This window comes from Acidovorax sp. IB03 (assembly GCF_016406015.1).
In the GTDB taxonomy this organism is placed as follows: Bacteria; Pseudomonadota; Gammaproteobacteria; order Burkholderiales; family Burkholderiaceae_C; genus Acidovorax; species Acidovorax temperans.
In genome coordinates, this window is sequence record NZ_JAEFCH010000012.1 from 26,932 (window position 1) to 50,268 (window position 23,337).

The following is a 23,337-nucleotide window of genomic DNA, read 5'->3' on the forward strand; positions in this document are numbered from 1 at the left end:
CCTTTGTGCTTTATTGGTGGCGCGAACACAACCTTGGCAAACCAGGTGCCTTGCACTGAACCGCACGAGCTGACCATAGTGGCAATTCGCATTGATGGTCAGGGCCTCTGGTGCACCCAGGGGCAGTGCCTGAGTGCATCGCTCAAAATAGAGCCGCCCCGCGCGACGCACTGACGAGTGTTCAACGCCACCGTGCAACCCCGCCGCTTTTCTAATTAGACACCCCCATGCTGTTTCTGCTGTCCCCCGCCAAATCGCTGGACTACGACACCCCTGTGCCTGAGAGCCTGCCGCACACCCGGCCGCAGTTTGTGCCCCAGTCCACCGCCTTGATCGAGGTGCTGCGCGAAAAGTCTGTGCAGGAGATCGCCTCCCTCATGGCCTTGAGCGACACGCTCGCGGCACTGAACGTAGCCCGTTACCAGGTATGGAAGCCGCAATTCACGGCCAGCAACTCGCGCCAGGCAGTGCTGGCTTTCAATGGTGACGTGTACGAAGGCCTGCAGGCCCGCAGCCTGAGCGCGGAAGACCTGGAGTGGGCCCAGCGCCACATCGCCATTTTGAGCGGCCTGTACGGCGTGCTGCGGCCGCTGGACCGTATGCAGCCCTACCGCCTGGAAATGGGTACGCGGCTGGCCACCACGGCGGGCAACACCCTGTACCAGTACTGGGGAAGCCAGATTGCCGAGTACCTCAACACCCAGCTGCGCTCGGACACCACGCCCGTGATCGTGAACCTGGCCTCGCAGGAATACTTCAAGGCGGTAGACCGCAAGGCCCTCAAGGCGCGTGTCATTGAATGCGTGTTTGAAGACTGGAAAGGTGGCGCCTACAAGATCATCAGCTTCCACGCCAAGCGCGCGCGGGGGCTGATGGCGCGCTATGCCATCACCCACCGGGCCACCACGCCGCACCAGCTCGAAGGCTTTGACCTGGAAGGCTATGCGTATGACAAGCTAGCATCCGAGCCCGAGCGCCTGGTATTCCGGCGCAAGCCCGACTGATGTCTTCCCCTCTGTCCACACCTGCACACGTTTGAGGTTTTGAACATGGCCCTGTCTCCCACCCAGCAAAGCGCCACCAGCACCCGCAAGCCTTCGGCCCAGTCCATCACGCCCGAGCTGCGCCGCTGGATCATCGAGCAGGCCCAGGCGGGCTTTTCGGCCCCGGTGGTGCTGCAATCCATGCGCGATGCGGGCTGGGACGAAGACGTGGCCGCCGACGCCATGGAGACCACGCTGCAGGAGCACCTGAACGAGCTGGCCGTGCAAAAGGGCGAACCCAGTGCGGTGCCTGTGCCCGAGCCCTTGCTGGGCGATTCGCCCGCTCTGCTGAACGCAGGCGACCGCCAGGTGCAGGTGCTGATGCAGCTCGCCAAACCCCGCGTGGTGGTGTTTGGCAACTTCCTCTCGCCCGAGGAATGCGATGCCCTGATTGCTGCCGCTCGCCCGCGCATGGCCCGCTCACTCACCGTGGCTACCCAAACCGGCGGCGAAGAGGTGAACGATGACCGCACCAGCGACGGCATGTTCTTCCAGCGCGGCGAAAGCGCTTTGGTGCAGACCATTGAAGAGCGCATTGCCAAGCTGCTGCAATGGCCCATCGAAAACGGCGAAGGCCTGCAGGTGCTGCACTACCGCCCTGGCGCCGAATACAAGCCGCATTACGACTACTTTGACCCCCACGAACCCGGCACGCCCACCATCGTCAAGCGCGGCGGGCAGCGCGTGGGTACGCTGGTGATGTACCTCAACACCCCCGAAAAAGGCGGCGGTACCACCTTCCCTGATGTGTTCCTGGAAGTGGCGCCCCAGCGCGGCAATGCGGTGTTTTTCAGCTACGAGCGCCCCCACCCTTCCACCCAGACGCTGCACGGCGGCGCACCGGTGATTGCGGGCGAGAAATGGATCGCCACCAAGTGGCTGCGCGAGCGGGAGTTCAAATAAGCATCAAATCATGCTCCAGCGCTTTATATATAAGCGCAAGCAGCTACTATTTTTATAGCAAATGACCAATACCCCTGAACAATCGCAGCTGGGCAAAGCCTCGGCCTACACGGACCAATACGACCCGACGCTGCTCTTCCCCATCCCGCGCGCGGGCAAGCGGGCCGAGATCGGCATTGCCGATGTTCCGCCCTTTTTCGGGGCCGATCTGTGGACGGCGTTTGAGGTGTCTTGGCTCAACCTGCGCGGCAAGCCCCAGGTGGCGCTGGTGCACTTCACCATCCCGTGCGAGTCGCCCAACATCGTTGAGAGCAAGTCGTTCAAGCTCTACCTCAACAGCTTCAACAACACCCGCTTTGGCGATGCCAGCGAGGTGCAGTCCCGCCTGCGTGCCGACATCAGCGAAGCCGTGTGGCGCGGCGCGCCCCACCCCGCCACGGTGGGGGTCAAGCTGATTGCACCCGAGCTGTTTGACCAGGAACCCGTGCACGAACTGGACGGCCTGAGCCTGGACCGCCTGGACGTGGAATGCACCCGCTACCAGCCTGCGCCCGATCTGCTCAAAGCCCAGTTTGACGAAGCCCCGGTGACCGAGGTGCTGACCAGCAACCTGCTCAAAAGCAACTGCCTGGTGACCGGCCAGCCCGACTGGGGCAGCGTGCAGATTCGCTACACCGGCCCGCAGATCGACCAGGAAGGGCTGCTGCAGTACATCGTGAGTTTTCGCAACCACAACGAATTCCACGAGCAGTGTGTGGAACGCATCTTCATGGACCTGTGGACGCGCTGCAAACCCATCAAGCTGATGGTGTACGCCCGCTACACGCGCCGCGGCGGGCTGGACATCAACCCCTGGCGCACCAGCCACCCTCACGCGCTGCCGGCCAATGTGCGCACCGCGCGGCAGTGAGGGTGGGTTGCGCTGTCAGGAACGGCGCAGATCGAGCCAGTCGCAGCGCAGCTTATGGCGCCGGTGCTCGCTACCGCGCCAGGTGACATAGAGGCTGGGGAACAGCATGCCCACACAACACAGGGGTGCGCCCCACCACTGGTCAAACAGGTAGGTGGGAAACCAACCCACCCAACCCCTGAGCCAGAAGGTCAGGACCGCATCCCACAAGTGGTATTCCAAGGGGTGGTCGGCCTTGTGATCCACATGCCATTGCTTGATGCGTTGCAGTTCTTCGAGGGTCATTGGAATCTCCCGGCGCGACGGGGACTCCAATGAAAGTCTGACGTAAGTTTTCGTCAAGATGCCGGTGTGCCACCCGGCACACCGTATCGGGATGACACCACCCTCAACGCACGCGGAACACTTCCAACGTGCGCCCGAGCACGGCAGCACTGTCACTCATGACGCGGGATGCTGCGGCCGATTGTTCCGCCAAGGCTGCGTTCTGCTGGGTGTCCCGATCGAGCAGGGTAACGGCCTCGTTGACCTGTGAGATACCCTCTGCCTGCTCGCGCGCTGCGACACCCATCTGGCCCATCAGGGTATTGACGTGCGCCACCGACTGCACCACCTGTTCGATGGTTTTGCTGGCCGACTGCATCAGGCCCGCACCGCGGCCGATGTTGCAGGCCGACTCGTTGATGAGCGCCTGGATTTCCTTGGCCGCCTCGGACGAGCGCTGCGCCAGGCTGCGCACCTCCCCTGCCACCACGGCAAAGCCACGCCCCTGCTCACCCGCACGCGCGGCCTCGACGGCTGCATTGAGCGCCAGGATGTTGGTCTGAAAAGCGATGCCCTCGATGGTGGAGATGATCTGCCCCATCTTGCGCGAAGACTGCTCGATGGCACCAACCACCTGGCTGACCTGAGCCACCGCCTGCCCGCCCTGGGTCGCCAGTTCGGCACTGTGGTGGCTTTCACGCACCACCTTCTGGGCGGCCTCGCTGGAGTTTTCCACCGTGGCAGAGAGTTGCTCCATGGCCGCGGCAGATTCTTCCAGGCTGCTGGCCTGGGATTCGGCACGGCCGGACAAATCCAGCGCGCTCTGCGCCATCTCGGCAGACACCGCACTGAACTTTTCCATCTCCTCCATCGCATCGCCCACCACGGCCCGGATGTTGAGTTGCAACCGCTGCACGCGCGCCATGACCTTGCCCAGCACATGGGTCATGGGCAGCTCGGGCTCGCGGTGCGTGAGGTCGCCAGCGGCCATGCCGTTGAGCAGGCGGCGCAGGCTGCGGATGGGCAGGGTCATGCCCACGTGGTAGCGCGCCAGCACCAGGCCCGCCACCACCAACCAGGCGAGGGTTTGCAAGGCCACGGCCATGCCGTCGTTCCAGCCCATCCAGCCCGGCACCAGGGACACCAGCATGAGCGGCAGCATCATGGCCGCCAGGCGCAGCGTGGGGCCCGAGCGATACGCCCTGCGAACGTTGTCCCACACACTGGTGCTGCGCACGCCGCCCGCATGGATACGGATGGTCTGGCGCCCGGACCCGCGCTCCTGCTTGACGCGCGCATACAAGGCCTCTGCCGCCTGAACCTGCTCGCGCGTGGGCTTGGTGCGCACCGACAGGTAGCCCACCGGTTTGCCCTGGCGCATGATGGGGGTGACGTGGGCCTGCGTCCAGTAGAAGTCGCCATTCTTGCGCCGGTTCTTCACAAAACCCGTCCAGCTGCGCCCGCGGCCTATGGTGGACCACATGTCCTTGTAGGCCTCGGGCGGCATGTCCGGGTGGCGGATCATGTTGTGCGGCTGGCCCATGAGTTCTTCCATGGTGAAGCCACTGACCCGGGCAAAGGCTGCATTGCAGTGCGTCAACACCCCTTTGGTGTCGGTGGTGGACATCAGCAGCTCGTCGGCCGGGAAGTCGTATTCGTTGTTGGTGACGGGAAGGTTGACGCGCATAGGTAAGTCCTGCCGAAAGTTTCCGCACGGAAACGGTGCAAACCATTGTGCCGTGGTTTGCTGACACAAAGATTTACGTGATAACCCTGATGGTCAGAACAGCCCCAGCGTCTCTCCCTGCGCCGGGCCGGGGGAGTGCGCAGCGGCAGGGTGCAAAGCCGCCTCGGCCACCGGCACCAGCGAGGCCACACGCACACCCAGCAAGCGCAGGCGCTGTTGCAGCGGCACGCGCTTGAGGCACTGGCCCGCCACGCGGCGCAGCATGGCGGCGTCCTGCGTGGCCTGGGCAATGGTCTGGTCGCGGGTGGCGCCGCGAAAGTCCGCATAGCGCAGCTTGATGCCGATGGTGCGGCCCGCATAGCCCTTGCGCTGCAGGTCCTGCGCCACCTGCTCGCACAAGGCCGTGAAGATGCGGCCCAGCTCGGCGCGGTCGTGCACGGCGTGCAGGTCGCGCTCGAAGGTGGTTTCGCGGCTGATGCTCACGGGCTCGCTTTCAGTCACCACCGGGCTATCGTCTCGGCCCCAGGCCGCGCGGTGCATCCAGGCGCCGGTGGATTTTCCAAAGTGGCTGATGAGCCAGCGCTCATCCTGCGCGGCCAGTTGTCCAATGGTTTCAATGCCCAGCCGCGCCAGCTTCTCGCCCGCCTTGGGGCCAATGCCATTGATCTTGCGCACATGCAGCGGCCAGATCGTGCTCTGCAGGTCTTCCTCATAAACGATGGAGATGCCGTTGGGCTTGTTGAACTCACTCGCCATCTTGGCCAGCAGCCGGTTCGGTGCCACACCAATGGAGCAAGTCAGCCCTGTCTTTTCAAAAATGCTCTTCTGGATGAGCCGCGCCAACACGCGCCCCCCTTCTCGCTGGCCGCCGGGCACATTGGTGAAGTCGATATACACCTCGTCCACGCCCCGGTCCTGCATCACAGGCGCGATCTCGGTGATGGCGTTCTTGAACATGCGCGAATACTTGCGCACCTCTTCAAAATCCACCGGCAGCACAATCGCCTGCGGGCACAGCTTGGCCGCTTTCATCATGCCCATGGCCGAGCCCACACCAAACTGCCGTGCTGGGTAGGTGGCCGTGGTAATCACGCCCCGGCCCACGTAGTCCTTGAGCAAGGGAAATTCCGACACAGGAATGAAGCAAGGCTCCCGCGGCCCTGAGCCATCGGGGTGCTGCAACAAGGCATCGTCCACCTTGCGCCGGCCACCGCCAATCACCACTGGCAAGCCCTTGAGCTGGGGGTAGCGCAGCAGCTCCACAGAAGCGTAGAACGCATCCATGTCCAAATGCGCAATGCGTCGCTGCTTGGCACAAGGCTGTACCGTGGCGGCCTGGTTATCGAGGGCGGTTTCAGGGTCAGGAACGGTCACAGCCGATATTGTGCGCGGCGCGTTGACAGCCTGCTGCCACACACCACACGGGCCCCACGTTAGAGAAAAGCCACCCTCTGCACCCTCAGTGCATCGCGGTCGATGCTGGCCTGCAGCAGTTCCATGTCAGCACGACATACCCCCTGTTGCACAAAATGGACTTGCCAACCGTGCACCACGCGAGCGACCTGCTGAATCAGCGCCAACGCCCGAGCGCGCGGGATGCCAAATTCACGCAACTCCGTCAGCGCATTCTCCAGGCTGGACTCACCCCCCCCCGAGCCGACAATCATGGACTGGCGCCCCATGTTGAGCAAGGTTGGCACCACGTCGTACGCGGGAGTCAACTCGTAGTAACCATCGAGCCCCAAGCGCAGGCTATGGTTGCGCTCATGGTCGTCCGTGTTGTCCATGAGGATGTTAAACACCATACGCTTGAACAGCTCTTCGCGCTGCGCCACTTGCGTGTCGGGGTGGGCCAAGCGCAGCAGCACCGTGGCCAGCGCGCTGTAGCTCTCGGGCAACCGCGCCGCGCGCAGCGCTGTGCGGGCCGACAGGCAATGCAGGCGGTAGCCACCCACACGGTCAAAGCGCTCAATGGTCAACGCATGGCGCGCCTTGCCGTGCCGAGCAGGCACAGGCAACACACCTGTGGCAGCCACGCGGATACCGGCCTGCGCAGCCAGGGTCATGGTGGCGTGTTCGACCAGCGGCGTGTCCACCGCATCGTCCAGCTCACTGAACTTGATGACGCAAGCCCCCGCATCGGTTTGCAGCAGCGCCTTGGGGCGTGCGCCGCCCAGCGTCACACCGGGCTGGATCAGGCGCTGCATATCAGCCGTGACCGGGGCCTGGGTTTGCAGGTCTTCCATGGCTGCGCTGAGCTGTGCCAAGTCCCGTACCTGGGGGTATGGGCCCAAAGCACGCGGCACATAGCGGTCTGCAGACACCGATACGCCCAGCGCACCAAACCGGTCATCGCCCGCAAACAGCAGCATCTCCAGAATGGACAGCCGCGCAGGCCGGTCCACATGGCGGATGATGCGCTCCCCCCAGCGATCGGGCCTGGCATCGTCAATGGCACCGGGGGCGCTGCTGCGCTCGCCTGCAGTGAACTCCTGCCCCGCTAACAGTGGCAGGTCTTCGCTCAGCGGAAAGTGCCACCAGCCTTCGCCGTAGCGAAAGGTGGCGCAATCTGCGACGAGGTGGGACAGGCCCAACTCGCCCAAAAGGGTGGGCTGCGCGGGATTCACCAGCGCCCACACGTAGAGCTGGTCTTGCGGCACGTAGCTGCGGGCATTGACCCCCATGCCCCGCTTCATCGCTGGGCCTTCGCAGAGCGAGGTTGGATCAGTGCCGCCAGCCCGACTGCCGCAGCAGGGCGAGAACGCGACGGCGACGGCACCGGCGTCGCAGTGCTTGGGCCGGGATGCAGTGCGTCCTTGACTGTTTTGCGCGAGCCCCGAACACGCGTGACCTCCCGCTCCAGAGCCGCATGGTCGTTCTGCGGTGCAATCACATCGGCCACCGCCATCGCCGGATTCACCAGCCACATGCACATCACATAGCTGGCCATGGCCACGGATGGGTCGCCCCGTTCGATGCGCGCCATGGTGGGTTGCGAAACGCCCAGCCGACGTGCCCATTGGGCCTGCGTCTCGCCCCGCCGCTTGCGGGCGATGGCAATGTGCTGGCCTAGCCGTTCAATCTGCTGGAGGACGGCCTGGGGGTACTCGGCGGGGCTGATATTTTGCTTTGGCATTCATAGATAGTAGTTAAATCGACTTTTAAAGTAAATCTATGAATACTTCCAACCAAAACAACCACTCAACCGAAATCAAAAAGTAATTCAATATTCATAGAAGTTTATGAAACATCAGATTTCATTTTTCTATGAATAAATTTACTTCTTGGCGAGAGCCGCGCTGCGAATCTCCTGCAGGGTTCCCGTGGGCGTGATCGCCTCGGGGTCGATCAGGCAGTGCAGCACGCTGGGCAAGCCGCTGGCGCGGGCGCGGGCAAGGGCCGCGGCAAAGTCCTCCGTGCGCTCCACCCGTTCGCCATGGCCGCCAAAGGCCTGGGCGTAGGCCTTGAAGTCGGGGTTCTTGAGCTGCGTGGCACTGACACGGCCGGGGTACTCACGCTCCTGGTGCATGCGGATGGTGCCGTACATGGCGTTGTCCAGCAGCACCACGATGATGTTCAGGCCGTACTGCACGGCGGTCGCAAATTCCTGGCCGTGCATGAGAAAGTCGCCGTCGCCCGCAAAGACCATCACTTCGCGCTGGGGCCACAGGCGCTTGCCGCCCACGCCCGCAGGCAGGCCGTAGCCCATGGAGCCGCTGGTGGGCGCGAGCTGGCTCGCGTAGGTGGTGAAGGGCCAGAAACGGTGAATCCAGGTGGCAAAGTTGCCCGCGCCGTTGCAGAAAATGGTGTCGGCGGGCATCACTTCCTTGAGGTGCTGCATCACCTGGCCCATTTGCAGATTGCCGGGGATGCGGATGGGAGCTGGGTCACTCCAGGCCAGGTATTCGGCATGGGCGGCTTCTGTGTGGGCCTTCCACGGCACAGCCGCTGTGGGTCGCACCGTATTGAGCGCCGCAGCCAACGCCTGTGGCGTGGCGTGGATGGCCTGGGTGGGGCGGTAGAGCTTGCCCAGTTCATCCGCATCGGCATGCACATGCACCAGGGGCTGCGCAGGCGTGGGGATGTTGAACAGCTCATAGCCCTGCGAGGGCACTTCAGACAGCCGCCCGCCCACCACCAGCACCAGGTCCGACGCCTTGATGCGCGCCAGCAGCTTGGGGTTCACGCCCAAGCCCAAGTCGCCGCCGTAGCAAGCGTGCGTGGCCGGGAACAGCATCTGGCGGCGGAACGAGCAGTACACCGGAATGGACCACGCTTCGGCAAACGCGGTGAACTCGCGCACCGCCTGCTCAGACCAGCGGCTGCCGCCCAGGATGGCCACAGGGTTCTTTGCGGCTTGCAGGCGCTGGGCCAGCTCGGCCATTTGCGCAGCGCCGGGATGCGTTTCCGTCACCTGGTAGGGCAAGGCATCGGCCACCGTGGCGGCCTCGGTCAGCATGTCTTCGGGCAGCGCCACCACCACAGGGCCAGGGCGGCCGGAGGTGGCGACGTGAAAGGCGCGCGAGATCAGCTCGGGCACACGGGCCGGGTCGTCAATCTGGACCACCCACTTGGCCATGGTTCCGAAGACGGCGCTGTAGTCCAGCTCCTGAAACGCCTCGCGCCCCATGGCGTTGCGGGCCACCTGGCCCACGAACAGGATCATGGGCGTCGAATCCTGGTGCGCGATGTGAATACCTGCTGAAGCGTTGGTAGCGCCGGGCCCACGCGTCACAAAGCAGATGCCGGGCTGGCCGGTGAGCTTGCCCTGCGCTTCGGCCATCATGGCTGCGCCACCCTCCTGGCGGCACACCGTCACGCCGATGTCGGCATCATGCAGCGCATCGAGCACGGCCAGGTAGCTTTCGCCAGGCACGCAAAAAAGCTGTTTCACGCCATGGGTGATGAGCTGCTGCACCAAAATCTGGCCGCCGGTGCGGGGGGTGAGGGTGATCGTTTTCATATCAACGGTATCGGTTCAAAAATTCAAAACAGGGCCTGGCAGGCGCGCTGGATGCGTGCGCAGGCTTCCTGCAAATCGGCGGTAGAGGCGGCGTACGAAATGCGGAAGTACGGTGCCAGCCCCAGTACACCACCGGGCACCACCGCCACATGGTGCTCGCGCAGCAGGTAGGCGCAGAAGTCGGCATCGGTGCGCAGCAGCAAGCCGCCCGGCGTGGTGCGGCCCAGCACGCCTCCGCAACTGGCAAAGGTATAGAACGCGCCCTCGGGCACACGGCAGTGCAGGCCGGGTGAGGCGTTGAGCGCGGCTACGACCAGATCGCGCCGCGCCTGGAACGCCTGGCAACGCTCGCGCACCACGTCTTGCGGCCCGGTCAGCGCCGCCACGGCCGCCGCCTGGCTGATGGACGAGGGACACGACGTGGCCTGGCTTTGCACCACGGCCATGGCCGCAATCAGCGCCTTGGGGCCTGCACCATAGCCCAGGCGCCAGCCCGTCATGGCGTAGGCTTTGGAGACACCGTTCACCGTCAGCGTGCGGTCGCGCAGTGACGGCAGCACGGCTGCAGGCGTGGCAAACGCACGGCCGTCGTACAGGATGTGTTCGTAGATGTCATCCGCCAGCAGCCACACCTGCGGGTGGCGCTCCACTACCTCCAGCACGGGGCGCAACTGCTCAGCGCTGTAGGCCGCGCCGCTGGGGTTGGAGGGCGAGTTGATGAACACCCAACGCGTGCGCGGCGTGATGGCCGCCTCCAGCTGCTCGGGCGTGATGCGAAAGCCGTTGGCCTCGGTGCAAGGCACGACCACGGGCACACCGCCCGCAATCAGCACCATGTCGGCGTACGAAGTCCAGTACGGCGCAGGCAGGATCACTTCGTCGCCCGGGTTTACTGATGCCATCAGAGCGTTGTAGAGGATCTGCTTGGCACCCGCACCGGCGGTGATTTCGTTCAGCGCAAAGTCCAACCCGTTCTCGTGCTTGAACTTGTGCTGGATGGCGGCCTTGAGTTCGGCTGTTCCATCCAGCACCGTGTAGCGCGTCTCCCCCCGCGCGATGGCTTTTTGCGCGGCCTCCAGGATGTGCGCGGGCGTGTCGAAGTCCGGCTCGCCCAGGCCCAGCACGATCACGGGCTGGCCCTGGCGCTTGAGCTGGTTGGCCTCTTGCGTCAGGTGCACGATTTCGGAAACGCCGATGGCAGCGAGGCGGTCGGCCGCGCGGAAGGCCGTGGCGGGGATGGGAGCGTTCATTGCTGGTAGGTCTCCGGGGGCTTATCGTTGGGCACAGACAGACGGACAAATGGGTCAACAAACTTCAACGGCCGCTTTCAAATCACGTTCCTTTCGAGCAGCGGTGCGTTGCGTGCAATGCGCTCGATGGACAGCGGCGACAGGTCCAGGCTTTGGTAGCTGCCCGTAAGCAACAGCTCGGCCACGCCTCGGCCCACGGCAGGGCACTGCTGCAGCCCGTGACCCGAAAAGCCGTTGGCAAACACCAGGTTGTCGCACGCCGGGTGCAGGCCCACGATGGCGTTGTGGTCGAAGGTGTTCATCTCGTAGTAGCCCGCCCAGGCGCCCTGCATGCGCAGTGCTTCAAAGCCAGGGATGCGCTCGGCAAGCAGGGGCCAGATGTGCTCCTCAAACGCTGCGCACTCAGGCTCCAGCGGAGCGAAGTCGGCATCGTTGCCTGCGTCCGGCGCAAAGCCACAGATGAAGCCTTTGCCCTCGGGCCGCAACCAGATGCCACTGGTATCGATGAGCAGGGGGCAACCCGCCAGTGCTGCAGGGCTGGCGAGGTTGAACACCGTGCGGCGCTTGCCCACCACGGGCAGGTCAATGCCCGCCCAGCCCGCAATAGCAGCGGCCCACGGGCCACCGGCATTCACCGCATAACGGCATGGCAGCACAGCGCCGCTGTGCAGGCGCACCGCGTTCACGTGCAGCACGCCATCGCTGATCGCTGTGTCGAACCCCACGGCCTCATCGGCCACATAGCGCACACCCTGGCTCTGCGCCTTTTTGCGCAAGGCAGTGAGCAACAGGTAGCCGTCAAACCACCCCTCGCCAGACAAACCCAGCGAGCCCAGCACCACGTCCTGCAGAGCCAGCCACGGAAATCGCTCGGCCAGTTGCTGCGGGCTCAGCAGCGCCACATCGGCACCGTGCTGCTTTTGCAGCGCGTGGTTCTCGCGCAGCGTGGCCTCGCCCGCCTGGGTGGCCAGGTACAGGTAGCCGCCTTCGTGCAGGCCGATATCAGGCACATCGCCATGGCAGGCCAGCAGCGTGCCCACGTTGCACAAGAAACCGATGCCGTAGGCAGATATCTGGATATTGATGTCAGTAGAAAACTGCTGGCGGATGGAACTGGCCGACAGCGCCGACGAGGCCCGCGCATAGGTCGGGTCCCGCTCCACAACCACGACATCACAGCCCGGCTGCTGCAGGGTGAGAAAGTAGGCAATGGCGCTGCCGATGACGCCACCGCCGATGATGACGATGGGCATCACACGTCAAACTTCACGCCCTGCGCCAGCGGCAGCGCGGTCGAATAGTTCACCGTGTTGGTTGCGCGGCGCATGTAGGCCTTCCAGCTGTCGGAGCCCGCCTCGCGGCCACCGCCAGTTTCCTTCTCGCCACCGAACGCGCCGCCAATTTCTGCGCCGCTGGGGCCAATGTTGACGTTGGCAATGCCGCAGTCCGAGCCAGAGGCAGACATGAACTGCTCGGCCTCGCGCATGTTCAGCGTGAAGATGGACGACGACAGGCCCGCACCCACGGCGTTGTTCATGGCAATGGCCTCATCCAGCGTGCTGTAACGGGTGACGTACAGGATGGGCGCAAAGGTTTCATGCAGCGCGGGGCCTTCGTGCTTTTGCAGCTCCACCAGCGCGGGGCGCACGTAGTACGCATCAGGGCCGCCCAGGCCTTCGACACGGGCGCCGCCGTGCACCTTGGCACCCAGGGCGCGGCTTTGCTCCAGCGCCTTTTGCATGCCGTCAAACGCCATGCGGTCGATCAGCGGGCCCACCAGCGTGCCTTCAGCGCGCGGGTCACCCACCTGCACGTTGGCGTACACCTTGGCGAGCTGGGGCACCAGCTGGTCGTACACGCTTTCATGCACAAACAGGCGGCGCAGCGTAGTGCAGCGCTGGCCTGCCGTGCCCATGGCCGCAAAGGCGATGCCGCGCAGCGCCAGGTCCAGGTCGGCCGACGGGGCGACGATGGCGGCGTTGTTGCCACCCAGCTCCAAAATGGCGCGGGCAAAGCGGGCTGCCAGGCGCGGGCCCACGGCGCGGCCCATGGCGGTGGAGCCGGTGGCCGACAGCACGGGCACGCGGGCATCCTGAACCAGCACCTCGCCAATGTCGCGCTGGCCAATGATCAGCTCCAGCAGGCCCGCGGGCGCGTCGCTGCCAAAGCGGGCCAGTGCGCGCTGGGCGATGGCGTGCGTGGCCAGGGCCGTCAGCGGGGTTTTCTCAGACGGCTTCCACACCACCGTGTCGCCACACACCACAGCCAGCGCGGCATTCCACGACCACACGGCCACCGGAAAGTTAAACGCGGAGATCACGCCGCACACGCCCAGCGGGTGCCAGGTTTCCATCATGCGGTGGCCGGGGCGCTCTGTGGCAATCGTCAGGCCGTACAACTGGCGCGACAGGCCCACGGCAAAGTCGCAGATGTCGATCATCTCCTGCACCTCGCCCAGGCCTTCAGAGGGAATCTTGCCCGCCTCCAACGTCACCAGGCGGCCCAGGTCAGCCTTGGCGGCGCGCAGCTCTTCGCCCAGCAGGCGAATCAGTTCACCCCTGCGCGGTGCAGGCACGGTGCGCCAGGTGGCGAAGGCTGCGTGTGCGCGGCCAATGGCGTCGCTGGCCTGCGCGGGCGTGTGCTGGGGCACATGGGCCACCACTTCGCCAGTGAGGGGTGAGCGCACAGCCAAGTCGCCCCCCTGGTAAGCAGACGCGGGCACGCCCAGGCGCTGCAGCAGGGCATGGACTTCAGAAACGACGCTGGAAGCAACAGAGGTGTCAGACATGGCAATCAACCGGTGAGATGTTCAATGAAAAACATGGGGCAGGCAGGCCAACAGCCCAGGTGCCCCGGCACAAGCATTTCTGCAGCAAAGATGGTGCCACTATCCACCCTGCACCGGGCAGTGCATAGCAAAAAATTGGAACAACTTCATACCCGATCAGAATGAAGTACCGCAAAATGGGGTGCAAATTCAGGAGTAGCCTGCGCTCGAATAGAAAGCGCTAGCGCACCGAAACGGTGAGCACGTCGTGCTACCAGCTCATTCCCTCTCATCATTAACCCCAGTGCCGCACCGCCATGTTCCGCAAGACCTTTTTGCCGCCGATTGCCGACTTGCTGGCCTTTGAGGCAGCTGCCCGGCACACCAGCATCTCGCGGGCGGCTGAAGAGTTGCACCTGACGCAAAGCGCTGTGTCGCGCCAGATTCGGCAGCTAGAGGAGCAACTGGGCACCGCCCTCTTTCACCGCGTGCGCCAGCGCGTGGTGCTGACCGATGCAGGCCGCATCTACGCGGCCGATGTGCAGGCCGTGCTGCAGCAACTGTCGGCCAGCACGCAAAAGACCATGGCGTTTGCCAGCACCGATGGTCTGCTCAACCTGGCCGTGCTGCCCACGCTGGGCACCCGCTGGCTCATTCCGCGCCTGGGGGGCTTCATGGCGCGGCACCCTGAGGCCATGGTCAATTTCTCCGCGCGCACTGAGCCTTTTGACTTTGCCGGCACGCCGTTTGACGCGGCCATCCACTTCGGCGCGCCGCACTGGGCCGGTGCGGTGTGTGAATACCTGATGCACGAAGAAACCGTGCCCGTGTGCAGCCCCACCTACCGCGACCGCCACAACATCCGTACGCCGCAAGATCTGGCCCGCGTGGCGCTGCTGCAGCAAAGCACCCGCCCCACGCAGTGGGCTGAATGGTTTGAACTGGCGGGCGCCCCCACGGCGCTGGCCTTGCGTGGCCCCCAGTCGGAGCACTGCGCCATGATTGCGCAAGCTGCGGTGTCGCACCTGGGTGCGGCGCTGCTGCCGCGTTTTCTGATCGAGCAGGAACTGGCCGCAGGCAGCCTGGTGGAGCTGTCTGACCTGGTGCTCACCAGCACCGATGCGTATTACTTGGTGTACCCCGAGGCGCGCGCGCAGTCGCCTCTGGTCAAGGCCTTTCGGGATTGGCTGGTGGCGGAGTGCGCGGGGCAGCGGTAGCGGGCGGCGTAACCCAAACCATCCAGCGCCGCTGGGTGGGGGCGGTAAAGCGCCCGCCGGGAACCCGCTGCAAAATCCTCAAGCGATGCGAAGCGAGCGCAGTGCCTCGAAGGCTGCTGCCATTTGCGCAGGATTCATCCCTTGCGCGCGGCGCCGCTGCATGAGCTGGTCAAAGCGCGCATCCAGATCAGGAACCCCTGCAACATAAGCCAGAGCGAGATTGGCCAGATAGGCCATGACGTAGATCGGGCTGCGGGGCTCACCCAACTCGTACGCCAGAAAATCGTCCAGCGTTTTGCAATGGTCCAGCACAGGCACCAACGCTGTCAGGAGCCAATCGCCCAGCGCAGACATGAAAACGTCCAGTCCCTCGACACCGGAGGCGAGGTAGCTGCGCGATGTGGGGTTCTTGGGGGAAAAGTTGCGCAGAAAGGCATTGATCTGCGGCGTATCCTCCACATTGAAGAGGATCCGCGTTTGAGGTGCACACACTTTGGCCACCGCTTCGGGCAACTGAGGCGTGATGCGGGAAATCACCGTTGCCACATAGTGGCTGGCCGCATCGCCCATCCAGTCGACATGAATGCGCTGGTCCCCGAGCGGGGTAGGCCGCACAAGGTGCGTTTCCACCAGGTTGCCGCGTGGCGCGGGCGTTTCCAGCGCGAACCCATGGCGCTGCAGGCGCGGCAAAACCAGCGCCCGAAAGCGCCCTTGGACATCGAGCAAACCCGATGGCGCGGGAGGCGCAACCGGCGCATGGACAAGCGGCTCCCGACCCGCCACCGACATCCGCCAAGGCCCGGGCACAAAACACGCTCCCGCCTGCTCGTCGTACACGCTCAGCCCCAGGCTCACCGCCTGATCGATCAGGCGCGGATAAAAGCTATCTGGTAAGGTCTGAGCCAGTGCCAGCGACCACACAGCTTGGTCCACCACTCCATCCGGCGCATCCAGAGTCCAGTCGGCGGCAAGCTCTGGCGTCCACACATGCATACGCCGCGCCAGCTCTGCAAAACGCGGGTGGGGTGACGCGGGCTGGTTCACCAGCCGCGCCAGAACCGAGCGGGCCTCCGTCCAGGTGGCCGGGGTGGGCTGGTCCCATATGTGGATGACATAGCTCATTGAATACACCCTTCCTCGTCAGATTTTTTGTCGGTAAACCACAGCCGCGTCGCGCCCCACGGGTACCTTCCGCAACAAAACCGGCAGGAAGTCTGTGACATATGTCACCGGGTATGGCGCCCAGTGGACAGCGAGGTCGCCACTCACCGCTGCTTCGAATTCTGAATTCGCCGCCTGAACGGCAATTGGATCGTTGAATCGAAGAAGAGGGATGCCACCATGAAACGCTGGATCAAATGGACTGCGAGCGGCGCCATGCTACTGGCTGCGATTTTGATCGGCTCGGCAGCCAGCGGCTTGTACCTGGCCGAGCAAAAGCGCAACCGCACCATCGACATCAAGCCCCGCCCCGTGGCCTACACCACCGATGCGCAGACCATCGAGCGCGGGCGCTATCTGTATGCATCGCGCAGCTGCTCCTACTGCCACGGCGCACAGGGCACGGGCCGCGAGTTCGTCAACGATGGCAAGGGCACGCGCATCGTGGGGCCCAACATCACGCCCGCTGGCGTGGTGGCACGCTACCCGCCCGAGGACTGGAACAGCGTGATCCGCCATGGCGTCAAGCCCAACGGCCGCCCGCTGCTGGTGATGCCCAGCGAGGACTACAACCGCTTCACCAACGAAGACCTGAACGCCCTGGTGTCCTATGTGCGCCAGTTCCCGCCGAAGGAAGGCGCGCAGGCGGTGATCGATCTGCCGCACCCTGCCTGGGTGCTGTATGGGCTGGGGGCGATTCCTGACGCAGCTTCGCGCATCGACCACCAGTTGGCGCCCTCGCGCCCCACCGCTGCCGGTGTGACGCTGACCAACGGCCAATATATGGCCAACATGTGCATCGGCTGCCATGGTGCCGATCTGTCGGGCGGCAAGATTCCGGGTGCCCCACCCGATTGGCCTGCGGCCGCAGACATCCGTCCTGGAACACACAGCGCGGGCACCGCCCTGGCCCGCTATCCCAACGCTGCCAGTTTTGTGTCCATGCTGCGCACCGGCAAACGACCGGACGGCACGCCCATCCAGGTCATGCCGTTCGAGTCGCTGGGTCAGTTGAGCGATGTGGACGCGCAGGCGCTGTACCTGTACCTGAACGCGCCCCCCGCGCAGCGTGAAGCAGGAGGTGGGCAGCACCGCAGCCGGCGGCCAGAAGAGCAGTGCCAACACCGTGCCCTCCGGGCCCGGCGGGCTCAAGCTGCCTGGCAGACCTCGGCGCCTCCTGGCAGCACTGCAGCAGGGCCGCCATGGAGACTCAGGCCAAGAAAGGGCGAAGGACTCCGCCCGGTCAAAGTGACTGCCCTGCTGACCCGCCCCCGGTGGACCACCCGCTGGCGTGGCGGATCAGCTGCCGGGGTGCTGATGGGCTGGGTGGGCCGAAACAGGGGCCAGGCTGTATGACCCCACATGCCCGCCCGGGGTGTTGCCGGTGCCTGCGGGCGCAGACGGGGGTGCACGCCGCACGCGGGGCACCACACTGAGCTGCACGGTATCCAGCACCGGGCCGGGCACCACATTCAGCGCCTTGCGCGGCAGGTCCACCAGTTGCTCTGCATGCCACACGCGCACTTGCGCGGCGCCATCGGGCACGCTGGCAAAACGGGCGATACCGTCGATGTCGGTCTTGAGCGTCCAGGCCGAATCGGTCACAAACACATGGCCGCGCATGGAGCCGTGCAGGTGGCAACCCAGCAGCAGCACGCCAGGCTGGCGCACGGTGGTCTCGGCTGCCTGGGCGGCCTGCCCGTCTTGCTTGCCCGCCAACCGCATCTCAAAGCCTTCATTGCCCCCTGCCCCGGCCGTGGCTGCAGGGCCCACCGGCGTGCCGCGCACATGGTGGTCCCAACGGTCCTGGTTGGTAAAACGCAGCGTGGTGCCCGGCGCCACCACCGTGAGCGCGGGCACAAAGCGCATGCGTTCTTGTTCGATGGTGGGGCTGGCTTGCAGCAGGCTGGGCGCTGTGGCCGCGTTGGCTGCGCTGGGGTACAGCACCACCACGGCCTCGGGCACGGGCTTTCCGTCGCGGCCTAGCACCTGAATTTGAACATTTCCGGCGCTAGCGCTTATGGAATAAGCGCAACCAGCTATCAATAATGTAGCAACAATGGATTGCATGGTCAGCGCACGGTGATGATGTCGCGGTGCATGGGGGCCAACAGCGCCAGCAGGCGGTTTTGCTGCGCAAACGCAATGCCCTGGGCCGCCATGGCCGCCTGCAGCACTTCCACCAGCGCGTTGAAATGCGCTTTGGTAATGTCCATGTCAGCGTGGGCAGACTTCATGTCACCGCCTTCGTACTGGCAGGGGCCACCGCTGAGCTGGCAAATCTGGTCGGTCAGGCTTTCCTTGAGGGCCTGGGGCTTGGTGTCCTTGAAGTGGCTGCCGATGCGCGGGTCTTTCACGGCGCGGTTCACAAAATCATCGACCAGGCGCGTGATGCCAGGCTTTTCGCCCAGCGCCTGGTACAGGCCTGCGGGCGCGGTGGATGAAGGGGTCGGGGCTGTTTGCGCGGCGGCGGGCAGGGCCAGCAGGCAGGCTGCGGCCACGGCCCATGCACAGAGTTGGGCAGACATGGTGGTGCTCCAGAAGGTGAAAACCGGCTCGGTCAGAACGCGACCTGAGCCGAAAGGTAGTAACCGGTTTGGCGCTTGTCCCGGGTCACGCCCGGCACGATGCGGCCCAGGTCCACCCACGCCAGCGTGAGCGAGACATTTTTGCTGGGCGCCCAGGCAACGAAAACATCCTTCCAGTCGTCCTCGCGCAGCGCGGCCCCCAGGCCGGCTGCCGCACCCAAGGCCTGCAGGTTGTTGGGCTTGAAGCGGTACTCGGCCCCCACGGCAAGGTTGTGCCGCAGCAGGTAGGCGATCGAAAACTCGGGCTGCAGGCTGCGGCGGTTCTTGCCAGGCGCGGCCGAGCCAAAGCCCAGCAGGCCGTTTTGGTTGGCATTGGTGTAGCGCAGGGTGGTGTTGAGCAGCAGGCTCTTGTCCAGCAGCAGCTTGGTAGCGCTCAGGTACAGATCGGTGCCGCTCGTCTTGGTACCCAGAAAATCCAGCACCGACTTCAGTGATCCGGAGCGCACCTGTTTGTGCTCCAGCCCCAGCGCCACCTGTGGCACCCAGGTGTCGGCATCCAGAATGGCATCGCCCAGCAGTTTCACTTTCAGGCCCAGCACGTCCATCTTGATGTGCTGGCCGGGCGCCACGCCAAAAGGGGCGATGCCGTTGAGGGCGAAGGCCGGGGCCGCATCAAAATCCTGCCGCGCCAGTGACAGCTCCACCCTGTCCTGCCAACCGATGGCTGCGCCGTAGCTGGAAAGTGCGTAGTCCTGCGTACCTGCGCGGGTGGCATAGGCGCTGACGCCCCATTCACCCTCCGTGGCCTGGGTTCCAATCACCGCCCAGGGGGTGATGCCGCCCCCGGCGCTACCGGTGATGGAACTGACGCCCCCGGTCAACACCAGCTTGCCAGTGTCGGCCTGGGCAGCGCCAGAGGCCAAGAGGGCCGCCAGGGCGGCGCACTGTGCAATCGGTCGTAAGGGCAAGGTCATCGGGGTATCTCCTCCAAAGGTTGTGTGCTTGTCAGAACCACGATGTGCTGACCTTTACCTGGTACGCGCCGCCCAGCCTGCCAGATTCACGCCGCCCCACTTTTTTGTTCACAGCATGCGCTGGATGAGCGTGCCCTTGAACAGCACAGGGCCGGTAGGCCCCCCTTCGCTGGGCACGCCACCCTTGGGCTCCAGGCTGATGGCCAGGGTGGGAACCTGCTTCACCTCTTGTTCGGCTGCCGTGAGGGTGAGCAGCTTGTCTTGCCCCAGCACGCCCAGCGAGCGCGGCCCGCCCGCAGGCGGCAAGGCCCACAGTTGCAGGGATTTGTCATCGCCCTCCTGGAAGCCGCCCACGCGCTGCAGCACGAGCTTCTGGTTCTTGGGGTCAAAGGTGACGAGCATCGAGGCGGCGGCCTGGTCATCGGCCAGCACGGCCACATACTGGATCTGGGGTGTGGCTTGCAACTGCTGCTGCAGCGCCGCTATTTGGGCGCTGGTGGCAGCCTGTAGCCCCCCGTGCGCCTGCCACCCCACCAGCACGGCGGCCACGGTGGTCAGCGCACCCGCTGCCGCCGCACCGCGCCACCAACGCAGGCTGCGCCACCAGCCTGACTCGCTCACCGCCTGGGCACGGGCCAGCTCCATGCGGTGCTGGGCTTGGTCGGCCTGCACCAGGTTCTGGATGCGCAGCCACACGGCCGGGTCAGGCGTGGTGCCGGGCTGCAATTCAGCCAGACCCGACCAATGCGTTTGCCACACCAGTGCAGCGGCCCGCACGGCGGCGTGCTCGCGGGCCAGTCTTTCAAAACGCCGGCGGGCCCCGCCGCGCAGTGTGCCCAGGGCATAGCTGGCAGCCAGGCGCTGCAGCAGTTCAGGGTGTTGGGTGATGTTCATGGCGTGTGGGCCCTCATGCGTACCGGGCCATGCATTGGCGCAGCTGCTCCAGCCCGCGCCGTATCCAGGTCTTGACGGTGCCCAGGGGCAGCTGAAGCTGCTCGGCCAGCTCGCCATGGCTCTGGTCGCGCAGATAGGCCAGGCTCACCACCTCGCGCTGCTTGGCTTCCAGCCGCGTCAGGCACTGGTGCAGGGCAAAGGCCTGCTGGCTGGCGTCATTCACGTCCATGGGGTTGGGGCTGTCGCCTTCCAGGGTGTCGGCCAGCAACTCGTCGAGCTCGTCCGTCACGCCTGCGCGGTCGGCCGTGCGTTTGCGCAGGGCGTCCAGGGCCCGGCTGCGCACGATGAGCCCCATCCAGGCCAGGGGCGGGCTTAGCGAGGCGCGGTAACTGCCCGAACCGCGCCAGATGGAGACAAACGCCTCCTGCAGCACATCTTCGGCCGCATCCCGCTCGCGCACGATGCGCAGCGCCAGGCCATACAGCTTGGGCGAGGTGCGGTCGTACAAGGCCTTGAGGGCCTTGTCGTCCTGCGTGGCTACGCGGTCGAGGAGTTCCATGAGTTCGCGGTCTGGTTCAAGGGTGCTCATGCACCGATTGTGTGGGATGCCTGCGGGTTGCACACAAGGGTGGAAATACCCTGGGGCTTTCAACGCCGCGCAACGTTTGTCAACACAAATACGCAGCCGCGGGCGCGGCAGATTCAACCCATGCACACCGATGGTTTCAGGCCATTTCAAAAAAATCTGAAAACTTTTTGAATCCAGTGTGGCGATGGCTCCGTACAGAGGAGTGACGGGTGCACATACCGCCTTTGCAGCGGCGCAAAGCACCCTCTGGTTTTCAACCCGCAACCAAGGAAGCACCATGCCCACGATCCGCACCTCTTTGACCACCCTGGCCCTGTTGGGCGCTGCCGCTGCCCTCACGGCCTGCGGCTCGATGAGCTCGCCAGCCGCTCCAGCCTTCAACCAAAGCAGCCTGCCCGCCACTGTGCAGGTGCCTGCCGGCCAGCGCATCGCCATGGAAACCGTGGGCGCGGGCGACATCACCTACGAATGCCGCGCCAAAAAAGACATGCCCAGCGCCTTTGAATGGGTGTTTGTGGGCCCCGATGCGAAGCTGATGGACCGCTCGGGCAAGGTGGTGGGCCGCTACTACGGCCCACCAGCCACCTGGGAGAGCAACGACGGCTCCAAGGTAACAGCCACGCAGCTGGCAGTAGCGCCCGCCAGCGCGGGCAACATTCCGCTGCAGCTGGTCAAGGCCAACCCTGCCATGGGCATGGGCGCGATGCAGGGCGTGACCTATATCCAGCGCGTGGCCACCCAGGGTGGCGTGGCACCTGCCGTTGCCTGCACTGCGACCAACGCAGGGCAAAAACAGGTGGTGAAGTACCAGGCCGACTACATCATCTGGAAGGCTGCTTCCTGAAAGCGGGCTAGCGCACGCCCTGCCAAAACACAAAGCCCCGCATTTGCGGGGCTTTGTTCACCAGCGGGGTTACAGCGTGGGGATGGTGCCCGGCAACAGTACAGAGCGGTCCACGTTGTTGATGTTGGTATGGCCGCAGAAAGCCATGGTGATGTCCAGCTCCTTCTGGATGATCTGCAAGGCGCGGGTCACACCCGCCTCGCCATACGCACCCAGGCCGTACAGGAAGCTGCGTCCAATCAGCGTGCCTTGCGCGCCCAAAGCACGGGCCTTGAGCACATCTTGCCCGCTGCGAATGCCGCCATCCATCCACACCTCGATGTTCTTGCCCACCGCTTCAGCAATGTGAGGCAATGCAGCAATGGAGGAAGGCGCCCCATCGAGCTGGCGGCCGCCGTGGTTGCTGACGATGAGTGCATCGGCACCGCTGTTGACGGCCAGGCGCGCGTCTTCGGCGTCCATGATGCCTTTCAAGATCAACTTGCCGCCCCAGCGCTTTTTGATCCACTCCACATCGCCCCAGTTGAGCTGCGGGTCGAACTGCTCCGCCGTCCACGACGACAGCGATGACAAATCGCCCACCCCTTTGGCATGGCCCACGATGTTGCCGAAGCTGCGGCGCTTGGTGCCCAGCATGCCCAGGCACCAGCGCGGCTTGGTGGCCAGGTTGATGAGGTTGGCGATGGTGGGCTTGGGCGGGGCCGACAGGCCGTTCTTGATGTCCTTGTGGCGCTGGCCCAGGATCTGCAAATCCAGCGTGAGCTGCAGCGCCGAGCAGTTGGCGGCCTTGGCGCGGTCGATGAGGCGGTTGATGAAGTCGCGGTCGCGCATCACGTACACCTGGAACCAGAAGGGGTGTCGGCCCGTGTGCTCGGCAATGTCCTCAATGGAGCAAATGCTCATGGTGGACAGCGTGAACGGAATGCCAAACGCCTTGGCCGCGCGGGCGCCCAGAATCTCGCCATCGGCGTGCTGCATCCCTGTCAGGCCCGTCGGCGCAATCGCCACCGGCATGGCCACGTCCTGCCCCACCATGGTGGTGCGGGTGGTACGGCCTTCCATGTTCACCGCCACGCGCTGGCGCAGCTTGATGCGCTGGAAGTCCGACTCGTTGGAGCGGTAGGTGCCCTCGGTGTACGAACCCGAGTCTGCATAGTCGTAGAACATGCGCGGCACGCGGCGCTGGGCGATGACGCGCAGGTCTTCGATACAGGTGATTTTGGACAGGTCGGGCACGCTCTCGCTCCGTTCTTGAAATACAGCGCCGCATGGTAGGCCCTGGCAGAACGCCAGACCATCAAAATTATTTGCGCGAGCTTGCAACAAATTTCCATTCCGTGCCG

22 protein-coding genes are annotated in these 23,337 nt (G+C 64.6%); 6 read left to right on the forward strand and 16 right to left on the reverse strand.

Annotated elements, in window-relative coordinates; translation table 11 throughout:
* The first annotated feature begins 227 nt into the window (after positions 1-227).
* From yaaA to queF, 3 genes are all read left to right on the forward strand, one after another.
* Positions 228-1,004 (forward strand): peroxide stress protein YaaA, encoded by a 777-nt coding sequence (gene yaaA, locus IHV84_RS09090; protein ID WP_198846629.1) that lies wholly within the window; start codon positions 228-230, stop codon positions 1,002-1,004.
* 45 nt (positions 1,005-1,049) lie between these two features.
* Complete coding sequence (locus tag IHV84_RS09095; protein ID WP_198846630.1) at positions 1,050-1,946, forward strand: 2OG-Fe(II) oxygenase; 897 nt, start codon at positions 1,050-1,052, stop codon at positions 1,944-1,946.
* 61 nt (positions 1,947-2,007) lie between these two features.
* Positions 2,008-2,856, forward strand: a complete 849-nt coding sequence (gene queF, locus IHV84_RS09100) for an NADPH-dependent 7-cyano-7-deazaguanine reductase QueF (RefSeq protein WP_198846631.1) — start codon at positions 2,008-2,010, stop codon at positions 2,854-2,856.
* A gap of 15 nt (positions 2,857-2,871) precedes the next feature.
* Here the strand turns inward: queF and IHV84_RS09105 are convergent, their stop codons facing one another.
* From IHV84_RS09105 to IHV84_RS09145, 9 genes are all read right to left on the reverse strand, one after another.
* Positions 2,872-3,141, reverse strand: a complete 270-nt coding sequence (locus IHV84_RS09105; RefSeq protein WP_066691534.1) for a hypothetical protein — start codon at positions 3,139-3,141, stop codon at positions 2,872-2,874.
* 103 nt (positions 3,142-3,244) lie between these two features.
* On the reverse strand, positions 3,245-4,807 hold the full coding sequence (locus IHV84_RS09110; protein WP_198846632.1) for a PAS domain-containing methyl-accepting chemotaxis protein: 1,563 nt from the start codon (positions 4,805-4,807) through the stop codon (positions 3,245-3,247).
* Between the two features lie 93 nt (positions 4,808-4,900).
* Entirely contained in the window at positions 4,901-6,091 is a 1,191-nt protein-coding gene (locus IHV84_RS09115) for a DNA polymerase IV (protein WP_198846671.1), read from the reverse strand.
* Positions 6,092-6,240: 149 nt separating this feature from the next.
* Positions 6,241-7,491, reverse strand: coding sequence for a type II toxin-antitoxin system HipA family toxin (locus IHV84_RS09120; RefSeq protein ID WP_198846633.1), 1,251 nt, complete (start codon positions 7,489-7,491; stop codon positions 6,241-6,243).
* 8 nt (positions 7,492-7,499) lie between these two features.
* Complete coding sequence (locus tag IHV84_RS09125) at positions 7,500-7,943, reverse strand: helix-turn-helix domain-containing protein (RefSeq protein ID WP_198846634.1); 444 nt, start codon at positions 7,941-7,943, stop codon at positions 7,500-7,502.
* Between the two features lie 141 nt (positions 7,944-8,084).
* Positions 8,085-9,770 carry a thiamine pyrophosphate-binding protein gene (locus IHV84_RS09130; RefSeq protein WP_198846635.1) on the reverse strand — a complete coding sequence of 562 codons (1,686 nt, stop codon included), beginning with the start codon at positions 9,768-9,770 and terminating at the stop codon, positions 8,085-8,087.
* A 23-nt stretch (positions 9,771-9,793) separates the two neighbouring features.
* The gene (locus IHV84_RS09135) at positions 9,794-11,020 is read right to left on the reverse strand and encodes a pyridoxal phosphate-dependent aminotransferase (protein ID WP_198846636.1); all 1,227 of its coding nucleotides are present in this window, start codon (positions 11,018-11,020) and stop codon (positions 9,794-9,796) included.
* 77 nt (positions 11,021-11,097) lie between these two features.
* Positions 11,098-12,273: an FAD-binding oxidoreductase gene (locus tag IHV84_RS09140; protein WP_198846637.1), complete on the reverse strand. Its 1,176-nt coding sequence runs from the start codon at positions 12,271-12,273 to the stop codon at positions 11,098-11,100.
* Positions 12,273-13,808: an aldehyde dehydrogenase family protein gene (locus tag IHV84_RS09145; RefSeq protein WP_198846638.1), complete on the reverse strand. Its 1,536-nt coding sequence runs from the start codon at positions 13,806-13,808 to the stop codon at positions 12,273-12,275. Before IHV84_RS09145 ends, IHV84_RS09140 begins: the two co-directional genes overlap by 1 nt.
* A gap of 296 nt (positions 13,809-14,104) precedes the next feature.
* Between IHV84_RS09145 and IHV84_RS09150 the strand changes: the two genes are divergently transcribed.
* On the forward strand, positions 14,105-15,004 hold the full coding sequence (locus IHV84_RS09150) for a LysR family transcriptional regulator (protein ID WP_198846639.1): 900 nt from the start codon (positions 14,105-14,107) through the stop codon (positions 15,002-15,004).
* A gap of 78 nt (positions 15,005-15,082) precedes the next feature.
* Here the strand turns inward: IHV84_RS09150 and IHV84_RS09155 are convergent, their stop codons facing one another.
* A complete protein-coding gene (locus IHV84_RS09155; RefSeq protein WP_198846640.1) occupies positions 15,083-16,126 on the reverse strand; it encodes a hypothetical protein in 1,044 nt (347 codons plus the stop codon).
* Positions 16,127-16,345: 219 nt separating this feature from the next.
* Here IHV84_RS09155 and IHV84_RS09160 point away from each other — a divergent pair, with 219 nt between their 5' ends.
* Positions 16,346-17,521 (forward strand): c-type cytochrome, encoded by a 1,176-nt coding sequence (locus IHV84_RS09160; protein ID WP_370541233.1) that lies wholly within the window; start codon positions 16,346-16,348, stop codon positions 17,519-17,521.
* Here the strand turns inward: IHV84_RS09160 and IHV84_RS09165 are convergent.
* From IHV84_RS09165 to IHV84_RS09185, 5 genes are all read right to left on the reverse strand, one after another.
* A complete protein-coding gene (locus IHV84_RS09165) occupies positions 17,465-18,235 on the reverse strand; it encodes a plastocyanin (RefSeq protein ID WP_233099921.1) in 771 nt (256 codons plus the stop codon). The genes IHV84_RS09160 and IHV84_RS09165 overlap by 57 nt on opposite strands.
* Before the next feature lie 2 nt (positions 18,236-18,237).
* On the reverse strand, positions 18,238-18,693 hold the full coding sequence (locus IHV84_RS09170; protein ID WP_198846642.1) for a group 1 truncated hemoglobin: 456 nt from the start codon (positions 18,691-18,693) through the stop codon (positions 18,238-18,240).
* Positions 18,694-18,725: 32 nt separating this feature from the next.
* Positions 18,726-19,667 (reverse strand): DUF3034 family protein, encoded by a 942-nt coding sequence (locus tag IHV84_RS09175; RefSeq protein WP_198846643.1) that lies wholly within the window; start codon positions 19,665-19,667, stop codon positions 18,726-18,728.
* A gap of 108 nt (positions 19,668-19,775) precedes the next feature.
* Complete coding sequence (locus tag IHV84_RS09180; RefSeq protein WP_198846644.1) at positions 19,776-20,561, reverse strand: anti-sigma factor domain-containing protein; 786 nt, start codon at positions 20,559-20,561, stop codon at positions 19,776-19,778.
* A 13-nt stretch (positions 20,562-20,574) separates the two neighbouring features.
* Positions 20,575-21,150 carry an RNA polymerase sigma factor gene (locus IHV84_RS09185; protein WP_198846645.1) on the reverse strand — a complete coding sequence of 192 codons (576 nt, stop codon included), beginning with the start codon at positions 21,148-21,150 and terminating at the stop codon, positions 20,575-20,577.
* 277 nt (positions 21,151-21,427) lie between these two features.
* Between IHV84_RS09185 and IHV84_RS09190 the strand changes: the two genes are divergently transcribed.
* On the forward strand, positions 21,428-21,994 hold the full coding sequence (locus IHV84_RS09190) for a DUF3455 domain-containing protein (RefSeq protein ID WP_198846646.1): 567 nt from the start codon (positions 21,428-21,430) through the stop codon (positions 21,992-21,994).
* A gap of 69 nt (positions 21,995-22,063) precedes the next feature.
* Here IHV84_RS09190 and IHV84_RS09195 read toward each other — a convergent pair whose 3' ends face one another.
* Positions 22,064-23,230 (reverse strand): L-lactate dehydrogenase, encoded by a 1,167-nt coding sequence (locus IHV84_RS09195; protein WP_370541235.1) that lies wholly within the window; start codon positions 23,228-23,230, stop codon positions 22,064-22,066.
* Between the last annotated feature and the right edge of the window lie 107 nt (positions 23,231-23,337).